The sequence below is a fragment of the Myxococcales bacterium genome (assembly GCA_012517325.1).
Taxonomy (GTDB): domain Bacteria; phylum Lernaellota; class Lernaellaia; order Lernaellales; family Lernaellaceae; genus JAAYVF01.
In genome coordinates, this window is sequence record JAAYVF010000079.1 from 56,801 (window position 1) to 70,389 (window position 13,589).

Annotated in this window: 9 protein-coding genes; 6 read left to right on the plus strand and 3 right to left on the minus strand. The window is 60.8% G+C overall.

The features are described from left to right. Positions 1 to 30: 30 nt before the first annotated feature. Together GX444_13905 and GX444_13910 are read left to right on the plus strand one after the other, a co-directional pair. The gene (locus GX444_13905) at positions 31 to 1,614 is read left to right on the plus strand and encodes a hypothetical protein (GenBank protein NLH49676.1); all 1,584 of its coding nucleotides are present in this window, start codon (positions 31 to 33) and stop codon (positions 1,612 to 1,614) included. Next, the gene (locus GX444_13910) at positions 1,611 to 3,011 is read left to right on the plus strand and encodes a B12-binding domain-containing radical SAM protein (protein ID NLH49677.1); all 1,401 of its coding nucleotides are present in this window, start codon (positions 1,611 to 1,613) and stop codon (positions 3,009 to 3,011) included. Before GX444_13905 ends, GX444_13910 begins: the two co-directional genes overlap by 4 nt. Positions 3,012 to 3,034: 23 nt before the next feature. Here the strand turns inward: GX444_13910 and GX444_13915 are convergent, their stop codons facing one another. Next, the gene (locus tag GX444_13915; GenBank protein ID NLH49678.1) at positions 3,035 to 4,465 is read right to left on the minus strand and encodes a B12-binding domain-containing radical SAM protein; all 1,431 of its coding nucleotides are present in this window, start codon (positions 4,463 to 4,465) and stop codon (positions 3,035 to 3,037) included. A gap of 259 nt (positions 4,466 to 4,724) precedes the next feature. Between GX444_13915 and GX444_13920 the strand changes: the two genes are divergently transcribed. The 3 genes from GX444_13920 (at position 4,725) to GX444_13930 (ending at position 9,187) form a co-directional block, all read left to right on the plus strand. Further along, the gene (locus GX444_13920; GenBank protein NLH49679.1) at positions 4,725 to 6,179 is read left to right on the plus strand and encodes a hypothetical protein; all 1,455 of its coding nucleotides are present in this window, start codon (positions 4,725 to 4,727) and stop codon (positions 6,177 to 6,179) included. After that, positions 6,176 to 8,248 (plus strand): hypothetical protein, encoded by a 2,073-nt coding sequence (locus GX444_13925; protein ID NLH49680.1) that lies wholly within the window; start codon positions 6,176 to 6,178, stop codon positions 8,246 to 8,248. The genes GX444_13920 and GX444_13925 overlap by 4 nt, the downstream gene beginning before the upstream one ends. Before the next feature lie 75 nt (positions 8,249 to 8,323). Next, on the plus strand, positions 8,324 to 9,187 hold the full coding sequence (locus GX444_13930) for a pirin family protein (GenBank protein NLH49681.1): 864 nt from the start codon (positions 8,324 to 8,326) through the stop codon (positions 9,185 to 9,187). Positions 9,188 to 9,204: 17 nt separating this feature from the next. Here the strand turns inward: GX444_13930 and GX444_13935 are convergent, their stop codons facing one another. Continuing rightward, on the minus strand, positions 9,205 to 10,524 hold the full coding sequence (locus tag GX444_13935) for a hypothetical protein (GenBank protein NLH49682.1): 1,320 nt from the start codon (positions 10,522 to 10,524) through the stop codon (positions 9,205 to 9,207). Positions 10,525 to 10,691: 167 nt separating this feature from the next. Here GX444_13935 and GX444_13940 point away from each other — a divergent pair, with 167 nt between their 5' ends. Next, positions 10,692 to 12,020: a DUF362 domain-containing protein gene (locus tag GX444_13940; GenBank protein NLH49683.1), complete on the plus strand. Its 1,329-nt coding sequence runs from the start codon at positions 10,692 to 10,694 to the stop codon at positions 12,018 to 12,020. Here GX444_13940 and GX444_13945 read toward each other — a convergent pair. Continuing rightward, complete coding sequence (locus tag GX444_13945; protein ID NLH49684.1) at positions 12,017 to 13,579, minus strand: amidohydrolase family protein; 1,563 nt, start codon at positions 13,577 to 13,579, stop codon at positions 12,017 to 12,019. The two genes, GX444_13940 and GX444_13945, sit on opposite strands and share 4 nt — an antisense overlap. Between the last annotated feature and the right edge of the window lie 10 nt (positions 13,580 to 13,589).

The window sequence follows — 13,589 nt, forward strand, 5'->3', positions numbered from 1 at the left end:
TCGGCCGGATACGCGATCAGGAGCCAAAGCGTGTTTTATTCTGTCACATCGCCGCCGGCCGACTCGACCTTCCCGGGAAATCCCCGGTCCCGGCGACATCGTTGGCGCCAACTCCCCTCCTGGAAAAAAGGGGTTCTCCTGCTCCTGGATTCCGCCCTCGTCCTCGGCGGGTTGGTTCAGTACGGTGTCGATAATCCGCTGTTGACCGTCCCGGCGTTGGCGACGGTCTATCTTTACAATCGCGGCGGTTTGTCCGGGCGGGGAATTTTTTCGGCAATTTTTTATTGGCTGTTGTTGCTCAATGCTTTCGATGAAACGATTTTCATCCTGCCTTTCGTCCTTCGCGAGGCGCCGTTCTGGGGAACCGTCGCGACCCTCGCCGGGCCGCTTTTTCTTGCCGGATTGGTCATCCGCTATTTTTCGTTCATCAAGCCGTACCGGATCGCTTTGACGACTTCGCTGGTCGCCACCGCCCTGCTCAGCATGCACCTCGGATCCTCCCACGACGCCGACACGACGAAACCCGCCCTGGCCAACCGGGCGATCCGCGTTTTGGCGCAATGGCCCGACGATCGGACGCAAGGCCCGCGCAAGATTCTGGTCGATTCGAAACGCAACATCCTTTATCTCAGCAATCGATTCGGGCTCGGCACACCGTCGATCCGCATCGCCACGCCCGTCACCTTGTACCGCTACGACCTAGCAGCCGGGACAACGACTCCGTATTCCATGACCGGCGGCGAGGCGATCGGCATGGCGCTCGATGACGCCTCGGGCGATCTGGTCGTTTCCCTCGCGCGAACAAAAGCAAATCAGGCCCATGGCAAGTTTCCCGTCCGCGAATTGGCGGTGATCGACGAAACGGGCGGGATCGTTCACCGGGTCAACCTCCCCAGCGATCAAGGCGGCTACTACGATTACCTCGCCATCGTCGACGGCCGGGTTTTCCTTCTTTCCGACAATTTATTCCTCGAAACGGATCTGGCGCTGAAGAACATCCGGTTCGATCCGCGCCATGATTTGGGCCTGCCTTTCTGTTCTCGGCTGACGGGGGCCGACAGCGATCAAGGCAACGTCTTCTTCACGGCCGTCAATCCGCCGATCAAAGGGCGTTTGGGCGGCAACAATATCCAGTCGTTGTCCCTCCCCGCCCTGAAGCAACAAGCGGCGCTCAAGGACAATTGGACCGGCTATTGGAACGTCGCGCTCGATCCGGACCACCGCCTGATCGCCGTACTCAACAACAGCCTTTTCGAACGGGCGCAAGTCAGTCTTTATTCGCTCGACCTTCGCCCGTTGAAGCAAATCCCCCTACCGGGCGTTGTCCGGGCCTTCGCCGTCGATTTTCGGCGCGGCCGAATCTTTACCGCCGATTTCGCCACGGGGAAAATCGCCGTCTTCGCTCTCGACACGGGAAAGCAACTGACCGCCGTCGACCTGGGAGTCGTCGTTCGCGCCATGGCCGTCGGTCCTTCCGGCGAGGTTTATCTCGGCACCAAAGTAGGGTTATATCGTTTGGATCCGGATCTTCTGCTATCGTCCGCCGGCGGGAAGCGACCAGCGGATCAAACCGTGGGCGACGAAACCGGACGGCCCGACGAGAGAGGGGAGTGACAAAGATGCACGTGCTGCTGGTCCGGCCATTGAAAGAGGCCGACTTTCATTATCTCTGCCCGGATATCGGACTGGGTTACCTATCCACGGCTTTGAAACGCCAGGGACACACCGTGGAGTTGCTCGACCTGCAATTGGCCCTGTTCCGGCGGCAAGTCACCGCGAAGAGCGCCATCGACCTCTTGCTGCAAAAGCAGGCGGATGTCATCGGGTTCAAGGCTTTGAATCTGGAACTGCCATTCGCCCGGGCGGCGGCCGCGGCGCTCAAGGCGCAACGGCCGGAGCGCAAACTGATCGTCGGCGGTCCGGCTTCCAGCGGATTGCAGGACCAAATTTTCAAGCATCTGCCGGCGGTCGACTTTGCGTTTCGCGGCGAAGCCGAGATCGGGTTTCCCGCCTTGTTGGCGAACCTGGAACCGGGCGGCCGCTACGAGGACATCCCGGGCCTGATCTGGCGGGAAAACGGCCAGGTCAGACAGAATCCGCAAATTTTCACGGAGGATCTCGATTCCCTCGGGCCCATCGATTGGGAACTGCTGAATCCGCCCGCCTATCCGACCGATTGGAGCGGCGGCGACACGAAATTCCCGATCATGGCCACCCGCGGTTGCCCTTATACCTGCAACTATTGCCAGGGCCATACGATCTGCGGCCGCAAGTTCCGCACCCGATCGGTCGAAGCGGTCATCGACGAAATTCAATTTTTACAACGGCGCTTCGGCCTGACCAGCTTTTCGATCGCAGACGACAATTTCACCTTCAATCGCGAATACAGCGTCCGCTTCGCCGAAACCCTGCTCTCCCGAAACATCAAGTTGAAGTGGCATTGTCACAACGCCTTGCGGGTCGAAACCCTCGATGTCGAACTGATGCGCCTCTTTGAAAAGGCCGGCTGCTATTACGCCCGCGTGGCCATCGAATCCGGATCGCAGCGCGTGCTGGACCTGATGAACCGCCGTTCCAATCTGGAACGGATCAAGGAAATCATCACCCAGATCGCGGCAAATACCCACATCCGCATGATGGCCTTTTTCATTCTGGGATACCCGGGCGAAACCGTCGAAGAGGCAAAAATGTCGATCGACCTGGCCTGCCGGCTACCGCTGGATCGCGCGGGCTTTTTCAATTTCACTCCCTTGCCGGGCACCGTCATTTACCAGCGCCTGCAGGCCGAAGGCCTGCTGGAAAATTTCGACATCGAGAAAAACGCCTTGAACGTCAAGCCGCTGGTGGCCTTCTCGCATTCGCCCCGCACGTTGCACTGGCTGAAGCTCAAAGGGCTATTGCGGTTTTACCTGAGGCCGCGGGTGATCAAGGGACTGCTCGCGGATATCGAATCGTTCGAACACTTTCGGCGGTTGCTGCAAAGGGTCACCAGCGTGGTTTTCGGGCGCTAGGACGCGCGATCGCCCGCGCCCGCCTACCGGTGCCAGGTCTTGCCGAGTTCGTAGCTGAGCAATTGGCGGCCGAGCGCGCTTTTAGCCTTAAATTCGCGGTAGCTGCGCAAACCCGACACTTCCCGCCAAAGATGCCCCGGCGTGAAATAAAACCGCCGGTAAGCGGATTTCAGGTGGTGGACCAACCGCGTCAACGGCACTTCCGTTTCCCAAATCCGCACCTGGAAATGCGGCGTCGGGGCCAGCGTGTATTCCCGGTATGGATCCTTTTTCATGGCGCCGTTCGAGAGCGCGTCCTGGAACAACCGCGTGCCGGGATAGAGCATCACCGGCATGAACATCGCGTAATTCGACCGCAACTGGAGGGCGAAGTCGATGGTCCGGCGGATTTGTTGTTCGGTTTCATGCGGAAAGCCGAGCATGAAATAGGCCTGGGTGCATAGCCCGTGGCGTTTCGCCTGGGCGACCGCCTGGATGACCTTGTCCAGATCGATCCGTCGATCCATGGCTTGCAGAATTTCCGGGTTGGCGCTCTCGACGCCGATATTGACTCGATTGCATCCCGCGGCGGCAAGCAGGCCGAAAAATTCCTCGTCGGTGTTGTCGCCGCGGATGCGTGTCGAAAATTGCAGGGGCAGTTTACGGTCCGCCAGCCGGCGGCAGATTTCCTTGGCCCGCTCCAGGTCGACATTGAACGTGCCGTCCCACAGATGGACGCCGCCAAAACCCTGCGCGGCGATCTGTTCGAATTCCGCCACCACGTTTTCCGGAGAACGGGCGCGATAGCCTTTTTCCGCCAGGTCGCCGCAATAACGACACAAGTAAGGACAACCGCGCGAGGTGATCATCGAGGTTTCCATGCCTTGCGGATTCACCGCGCAGTGATAATAGCGATAGCGGACCGGCGAACGATCGGGGAAGGCATACCGGTCGATATTGGCCAATCTGGGCAGCGGTGCGACGAATACCGACTCGTTTCTTTCATCGCGATAAATCAATCCCTCGACCTCAGCGAAGGATCGCTTTCCGGCTAGCGCCTCACACAGGTTCAAAATCGGGAATTCCCCGTCGCCGGAAATGAGAAAATCAATTTCATGATGGGAGAGCGTCTCTTCCGGATAGAGGTCGATGTGCGGCCCGCCGAGCGCGATCTTGGTGTCGGGTTGGATCGATTTGATCAGCCGCGCGCTGAACAAAACATCATAAAAGAGAAACGTATAAGCCGTCAGGCAAGCGATTTGCGGCCGGAATTCGCGGATCCGCTCCGCAATTTTCTTTGCGCCATGATCCGGTGCGTTGGCATCGATAAACAGGACATCATGTCCGGCACTGCGCAAACTGGCCGCCAGATAGAGCAATCCCAGCGGCGGCAGGAAGCTGACGTGTACGTAAGCCGTTGAGACCGGCATTTCCGCGGCGTGCCTGGTTTGCGGATTGAAAAGCAAAACGCGCATCGTTCAGTCTCTTTCGCAGCGACGAAAAGATATATCTGATCTATAAATGTTCTATTTCCCGCTGCCTCAATCGGGTGATTATGGCAACTTTTGCACCACAGGGAAAGCTTAATTGACAGCGGAAAGGCGCGCGAGCCCGAGGCGAAGTATCGAGGAATGTCGTTGCTCTCGCTCCTGGAATCTGTCAAACTGCTTAATTGTTCTCACATAGCAGAGGAAATCAATCATTTCGGCGGATCCAGTGATACGAACCCGGGCCATGGCCGTTCTTCGCGGCACGCTTTTCCGTCACCTTTTCCGCTTTGATGTTCTCGACGGCATTTTCATCGTCGGAATCTACGTGCTCGGTTCCTACATGGTCATTGATGTTCCGGTGGATGTTCTCATTTTCGCCGCCTTTTACGCGCTGACGTCATCGCCCCGGCTCGGGTTTCGCCGCTTCGTCTATGCCGTTCTGATTTACGGTCTGGCCACACTGACTTTTTCCGGCATCGCTTTCTACTTTTTCGGCAAATTCACGGCGCCCAACCTATATTTACGGCTGTTTCATCAAGTCGGTTCGCGCTTTCTCTTTCTTACCTGGCTGCCTTATCTATTGATCCTTTCACGAACCCCGATGGAAGACCGATCGGCGCGCGATCGTTGGCTTTTCAATTTCGGCATTCTCTTCTTCAAGCTTTCGATTTACGCCGGTTTGATCATGGCCGGTTTGAGCAACTTCGGCGGTTTGATCGACTATCATATTATTCTGCTCTTGGCGGCGATTCCCTGCCTGGCGCCCACGATTCTACGCGCGGATCCGCCGACCGCCGAAGCGCCTCCGCCCTTCTCGATTCGCCAGCTCGCCCGAAAGCGCGAAACCATCCTGGCTTTGTCGGCCGCTTTGGTTACGATCGCTTTATTGGTCGGCCTTTCTCCAACGACTCCGGGCTTTTTCGCCGACACCTCGACTTTTCTGCTGCCCGGCAAAGCCGCCGATTTTTCGCCGTCACCGTTTCGCTCCGCCACCGGGCATTATTACCGGCCGGAATACCTGGCCCGCTCGAATGGCTGCGGGGTTCGCGCTTGCCACCCCAGTGTGCTCGGCGAATGGACGCTTTCGAAACATCGCTTCAGCACCGGCCCCGATTATCAACAGATGCTCGAAGAGGTCGTCCGCGAATGCGGCGCACCGGCGGCGAGGGTCTGCGCCGCCTGCCACGATCCAATTTCATTGCTCGCCGGCCAGGTGGATTACGGCCGATCCTTCGATTCGCCGGAAGGTTTGCGCGAGGGCATTTCCTGCCTCGTTTGCCATTCCCTTTTCGCGGTGGGCACTCGGCCGGCAAACGGGGCGTTGGAATTTCGCTTTCCCGAATATTTTTACCTGAGCCCGCTCAGCCTACTGGCGATGGTCGCGGTCGCCGACGAACATCGGCTCGATTTCGCGGCGGCCGGTTATCGCGACGACCGTCTTTGCGTCGCCTGTCATCGCATTCAACCCTTGGCCGGCGAAGAATGGCGAAAACTCGACAAATGGTTGCTCGCGCCGATCCATGGACAACCGGACATGCATCCCGAGTGCCGCGGCGAAAAAGGTTGCCTGGATTGCCACATGCCCAAGAGCAGCGATGCGGAACGGCCCGGGCCTTCCTTGGCCGATCATCGCTTTCTGGTGAAAACAGCCGTGTCGGATGATCAAACGCCGGCCGCCACGCCGGGGCAAACGCCATGAACACGCCGCGGGAAGCATCTCGCCGATCCGGGTGGAAGACCTCCCTCGGTATTTCACTGTTTTTCCTCGTCGTGGCGACCGGCTATTACAACTCGGTTTCCCAATCCTGGAACGCGTATTTTCAATTCAACTTGTTTTTCCACCCGGCGATCGCCTTGATCGGCGCCGCGGTTTTCATTTTTTCGCTCTATCAGCGATTGCGCCGCGCGGTCCCCGGCCTGAACTACAACCTCTTCATCGCTTTCGTCCTGATCGTTTTTGTTTCGCTGGCCCGCTCGTTCACGCTCAAATACCTGCCGATCAAGCAAAGCAACCTCATCGCCGGCTGGATTTCCATCGCGCTGTTGGTGCTGGGCATCTATTTCTTCCGCAAGTTGATTCCGCTGATTCGCGGGTTGGCGGGCGATTGGCGTTCATGGCTCGCCATCGCCTGTCTGTTGCTTTGGGGCTTATCACTCCTGCTCGGCCTCCTCTTGTTGATCGTACAAGGCGGCCGCGACGCCGTGGTGTTGTTCGCCTTCCACCGTTTCGCCGGGCTACTGACGGTCGTCATCAGTCTGCTGGTCGCGATACCGGCCGGCGCCCTGACCGCGCGCCGCCGCGCCACCGCTTTGGGAATTCTGGGCGGTGGTGTCATTTTCGGGTCGCTCTGGCTGACGGTGAACGGAATCGGCAACCTGCTGCACCCGGTGCCGGAACTTCCCGCCGTCGACTTTTCACTTTCCACCATCCCGTACGAAAAAAGGCCGGTCGAGGAGCGGGACTTGCCGCCCAAACCGATCGATTACGCCTGGGTCGCCATCAGCCAGAGTTGCGGTCAAACGGCCGATTGCCATCCGCGGTTGTTGACGGATCAAGCCGCGTCGATCCACAACACCAACCTGCGGACCCATCATTTGCAGAAGAACCTCGACATGCTGGCGACGGAGATCGGCGGCAACAACCAATACATCTGCATGGGTTGCCACGCGCCGGTCGCGATGTTCCGCGACGCCGGCTCGCTCGCTTCCTTTACCGAAAAGGACAGCATTTCCTGCGTTTTCTGCCATAGCATCGCCGCGGTTCGACAAGGTTCCGATCCGCGCAAATCGAGTTATACGCTGGCGTTGCCGGCCAGGCATTTGGATCTTTTCAGGGAAGCCGAACGAAACGGCGGCCAGTTAAACCGATGGACCCGCTGGATGGTGAATATCAACATCGGCGCCCATGCCCGGGTCTTCAAACGCGATTTTTATCGCCGCGACGAATTCTGCCAGGTATGCCATCACCTGCAGCTCAAGGGGGCCGTCGGCAAGAACACTTGCGTGCAATGCCATATGGAACCGCGCCATATCCTCGGCTTGGAAGGCAAAGAGAAAAACCATTTCTTTCCCGGCGCCAACACGACGATTCCCGAACTGATCGGTTATCCGCAATGGGCGAAGCTCAACCTGGACTGGCTGCAAGGCCGCTTTCTCATTTACGTGCTGGCCGACCTCTACAAACAAAAAGACGAGCAGGAATGGCTGCTCGGCGACGAACGCCTGCGCAAATTTTTCTATCTCGTCATGCGCGCGGAATTCGCCGCGCCACCGCGCGCCGGCGAGCCGGCGAGCCTGCGGATTCTGACGAAAAACGTCGGCGTCGCCCACGACTGGCCCACCTCGTCGCTCGATTTGAGCGAGGTCTGGCTCGAGGTCCGCGTGACCGACCGCGAGGGAAGACCCGTCTACTCCAGCGGCCTCGTGGACGAAGCGCAACGGGTCGATCCCGAGGCGCACAAACTGGGCGGTCACATGATCGGCCACGACAACAAAATCGTGCAACACAACCGCGTCTGGCAGGTCAAGGAAAAAATTGTCAACCGGGTGATTCACGACCAGGAAGAAATCGTCGACGAATATGCTTTCACCCTGCCCGCCGATTGCGGCCCCCGGCTCAACGTCGCCGCCGAATGGCGTTATCGCAAATTGAACCACGAATTCTGGACCTGGGCTTATTCGGCGGATCAGCCGATCCCCTCTCCCGTCGCCGGCCGGACGTTCACGCAGTTCGCGGTCGAACCTTCCGTCACCGCGCCGGCCGAATAACCGGCGACCGTCGGCAAAGCATTGCCATCGATCCATCGAGTGCTTAATTTTTCACAAACATTCGGGAGATCCCTGATGACCGCGATCAGAAAGGTCCGGCAAGCGTTTCACAGCGTCCCCACGATGGAGGGCGCCGGTGTGCGGTTGGATCGAGTTTTCAGCCATGCCGAAACGGCGCTGTTCGATCCTTTTTTGCTGCTCGACGATTTTCGCAACGACGATCCGGCGGATTACCTGCCCGGCTTTCCCTGGCATCCGCATCGCGGCATCGAGACGATCACCTACATCCTGGAAGGGACGGTCGAACACGGCGACAGTCTTGGCAATAAAGGGGTTATCGGCGTGGGCGACGTGCAATGGATGACCGCCGGCAGCGGCATCATCCACCAGGAAATGCCCAAGGGCGACGCCCGCGGCCGCATGGGCGGCTTTCAGTTATGGGCCAACCTGCCTGCCGCGCAAAAAATGATGGCGCCGCGTTACCGCGACGTCACCGCCGCACAGATCCCCGAGGCGGTGTCGCCCTCGGGCGCGCGGGTTCGCGTGATCGCCGGCCGAGTGGGCGACGCCTGGGGCCCGGTGCGCGACGTGGTCATCGATCCGGAATATCTCGATGTCGCCCTGCCGCCGAACGTTGAATGGACGCACCCGACAGCGCGCGGCCACACGGTATTCATCTACCAGATTGAAGGCCAAGGCCGGTTCGGCCCGGAAGCGGGCGAGGTCCGCGCCGAAAACGGGACGGCGCTGCTGTTCGACGACGGCGATCAGGTGCGCGCGGCGACGGGCGACGATGCGGCGCGTTTTCTGCTCGTCGCGGGCAAGCCGCTACGCGAGCCAATCGCCTGGTACGGCCCGATCGTGATGAACACCGACGAGGAATTGCACGTTGCACTCGATGAATTTCGGCGCGGCACTTTCATCAAGCATCCGCGATAAAGGCGGGACTTGCCGCGCTACCGATCGGCATTTTTCGATTGAAAGGTGACCTCAGGGTACTCGCCGCCGAGCGTCAGCAACTCGTCCGTCGGCGCCCCCTTCAGAAATACATCGAAAAACGCCGAAAAATACCGATTGGCGATTTCCAGCGCGAGCGTCGGTTCGATCGTGCCCATTTCCAACGTCCACAACGGCCGCGCCGGCGCGAAATCGTGCAGCAACAAGGGATAATCGGAATACGTCATGTGTTCCGTGCCGGCCAGAATTGCCTGAAAACCCGGACCGGCCAGCAAATCCCAGAGCGCATCGAAATTCTCGGCCGCCTCGTGATCCTCCGAAAGCAGATAAAACAACGGCGTGGCCGTGCCCTCGACGATCGCCGGCCCGAAGGTCGGTCCGTCGATGTTGAGCGCGGCGCGCAAGCGGGCATCGGCGACCGCCGCGCCGACGGCCGTGGCGCCGCCGTAGGAATGGCCGTACATCGCGGCTTTATCCAGATCGAACCGGCAGGTGAAAGTCGGCTGGTTTTCCAATTCGGTATTCCATCGCGTCAGGGTATCAAGCAGGAACAAGGCGTCACCGACCACCAGGTCGATGGTGGCCGCTTCATCGGCCGGCAGATACACCTCGACCGCGCGATCATCCGGGAAAACCGTCAGGCCGGAGACATACGGGTGATTGATGGCCGCCACGATATAACCGTGACTGACCAGATCCTCGATCGCGGTGGTGTACAACTGGTATTCGCGTTTCAATCCGGGTGAGAAAAGCAGCACCGGAAACTTCTTCAGGCTATCGACGATCGGTGCTTCCAGCAGCGCGTGCGACTGCTCCTGCTCGAACGCCGCGGCGGGCATGTTCACCCAGGTCGCGGGCGGAATTCCGGCTTCGTAGGCGGCGGTGGCGGCGTCCATGTACGGGGCATAGTCGCCGGCGGCAGCAGCCGCGACGGGATACCACAACTGCACCATCAGCTCGCGCGAATCAGCCGGCTGATTCGGCGTGAAGGGCTCGGCGCGGGACGCATCGACCAGGTGAATCGGCTGCGTCGTGCCGACGCAGTACGGACCCGTCGGCGCCGGGAAAATCGAATGCGGATTGCCGGGGCAGACTCCGCCCGGGTCCGGCAACGAATCCGAATAGGCACTGCAATCCGCGGTCGAATCGTTGTCATCGTCATTATCGTCGTCATCGTCGTCCGCCGCGTCATCATCGGCGTTCGCGGCGTCGTCATCGGCGCTGTCCGCGCCGGCGTCATCGTCATCGCTCCCGCCGCACGCCGACAGCAAAGCGGTGATCAGCAGCAGCGAAAGCAGGGTCGCCAGACTGGTTTTCATTTCGATTCTCCGTCGGCGGGTGGCGTTGAAATTAGAGCACCCACCCTTCGGTCCCGTCAAGCAAACGCGAGCAACGCGCCGGAGTGGCGATCGGTCGTTGCCCCGGCGGCGGCGGTGGTGTTATCGTTTCGGCAGGCGACTGCCGACAAAGACCGGGGACGGAACCGATGAATGCTGCCGACCTCAGACAAAAAGTGGACGCGCGACTAGCCCGTCCGAGAAGCTATCGCGTCATCCTGCGCCGTTGCGCATCACCCGCCGGAGACCACGCGCGGAAAATCATCGCGGAATCGCTGGCGGAGCTGGGGATCAAGCCGGCCGGCAAGACCCTCATCAAGCCCAACGTGGTGACCGCCAACCGGGCTTACATTCATCATTCCTACACCGACCCGCGGCTCGTCGGTGCCGCGATCGACGTTTTCCGTGCGAACGGCGCGGCGGAAGTCACGGTGGGCGAATCGGGCGGCTTCGGCATTCCTTCCCGGCTGTTTCTGCGCGAAGCCGGCTACCTGGCCCTGCAAAAACACGGCGCCCGGGTTACCGATTTCAACACCGAAGCGGTGCTCGATTTTCCATTGACGCGCGGCGTTCATCACCAGCACCTGCGGGTCGCCCAAAGTCTGGCCGAAGCCGATTTCCTCTGCTGGATGCCCAAACTCAAATATCACATTTGCTGCACCGTCACCTGCGCGATCAAGCTGAACATCGGCATTCTGACCCACGCCGAGCGCATGTTCTTCCACGACGACCGGCTCGACGAAAAGATCGTCGACCTGCTCGAAGTGGGCTACCCCGACGTCGCGATCGCCGACGCCGTCGAAGTCGGGCACGGCTACGAATCGGCGCCCCACGCCGTGCACCTAGGCGCGATTCTCATCGCCGACGACCCGGTGGCGCTCGATGCCGTCGCCTGCCGGCTGCTCGGTTTCCGTCCGGAACAATGCACCCACCTAATGCTGGCGCAGGCGCGTGGCTACGGTCCGCGCAGCTTCGACGAGATTCGCGTGGAAGGCGACGTTTCCGTCGAGGAACTGGCCGCGATCACTCACGGGCTGGAAAGCGAATACCAGGACATTCACAAGGTGAAGACGCCGATCCGCTTCTACTGCGGCACCGATCCCGAACGCGGCCGGTTTTGCCACGGCGGCTGCCTGGCGGCGGTCAAGGGTTGCCTGGGCACGATCGACAAACGCCGGCCGGGCGCGGTGGCGAAGGCGCGGGCCGGCGCGATCGTCACCGGCGTTTTCCGAGGCGACGTCGACGCCGGCGATGGCGTGGCGCTATTGGTCGGCGATTGCACCCGGGTGGAGGGGAAAATCACCGCCCGCAAGGTGCGGCGCGTCGGCGGTTGCCCCATCGGCACCAAGTCGCTGTTGATTTCGGTGCCTTATTATTTCCGGCTGCCAAGCCCCATGCTGGACCTGGCCGACGCGGTCAAGTTCCTCTTCTTTTCCGTCGATAGATTCATTCGCCGTCTGCTGGCCGGCGCGACCTAACCGGCGGTTTTCGTCGCCGCCGCCGGATCGACAAAGCCATCCGCCGCCGAAACCAATTCGCCTTGTTTGAAGACGGCCCGCACCTTGCCGGCGTTCGCGACGTCGGCCAGCGGATCGCCGGTCAACAAAACCAGGTCGGCCCATTTTCCCGCCGCGATGGTGCCGCAACGATCGTCGATCCGGCAGAGGCGCGCATTGACCAGCGTCGCCGCGCGCAGGGCTTGCGCGGGCGTCAGGCCCACGCGGCACAGGCATTCCATTTCCAGGTGGACCATTCCCGGGTAAATGAAAAAGACGCCGCTGTCGTTGCCGACGCCGATCGTCGCCCCGTCGCGGATCAGGCGGGCGGTGTTGTTCGCCGCCATCACCAACAGGCGCGAAGCCAGGACCGGATCGAAATATTCATGCCCGCGATTTTCCGGCAAGGCGTAATCACCCCGCCGATAAAACCGCGCCGCCTGCTCGTTGCGGGCGGCGATTTCCGACCGGCAATGCAACGGCACCTCGGGAAGCTGCACGGAATCGCGCCAGTTCCGCCGGTCGGCCAGAATGGGATCGTCCGGATCGGCGACCCCTTCCCGGGCGAACGCCATGGAAATGCCGACCATCAGCGTCGGCACGACGGGTATCTTTTGATCGAGAATGGCCCGCATCTGCCGGTCGGAGATCGGCGCGTCGGCGGGCACGTGCTCCAGGCTGTTGACGCCGAACTGCAGCCCCCGATCCAAGCCCGACGAATACAGATGATGCGCGCTGACCGGCAACCCGGCCTGCGCGGCTTCATCCATCACGGCTTCGACCTGGGCGTCGGAAAGCACGGGCAGGCGGACGTCGTTTTTTCCCCACAGAAACGACCGATCGTCGAAACCGATCTTCACCAGGTCGGCGCCCTGTTCCCGCACCTGGCGCACGAATTGGCGGCACTCCGCCGCATCGGCGGCGCGCAGCAGCGGATCGCCGGTGAACCAGCGGGCGATCTGATTGCCGACGCCGCCGAAATCCGGATATCCGCCGGGCACGGTGATGAACGAAAACGGCGACAGAATGCGCGGGCCGAGCAGATCGCCGCGCGCGATGGCCGCGCGGTCGCGCCGCAGCATTTTCGGCACCGCGGTCATATCGCGAACGGTGGTAACGCCCCAACAAACCGCATCCTCGTAGTTCTTCAGAATCTGGTCGCGGATCAAACCCAGGTCACTGAAGCGGATCGGCGAAATGGACGGCATGTTGATGTGGCTGTGGGCGTTGATCAGCCCGGGAATCAGATATCCGCCTTGGCAATCGATCACCCGCGCGTCCGCGGCGGACGGATCGCCGCGCGGCTCGACCAGACCGGCGATCAGGCCGTCGCGGATCGACACCGCGACATCCCGACGGTGGGTTCCCCGCTCCACGTCCACGACGACCGCGTTGGTCAGCAGCAGGGGTTGGCCTTTCGGCAGGGACCAGCCGACCGGCGGGCTGGTCGGCCGGACCGTGGCGCAGCCGACGCCAAGCACGGCCGCCGCGCCCATGCCGGCAAAAAGTTGCAGCGCCTCGCGTCTGGTCAGGCCGCTCATCCGTTGCTCC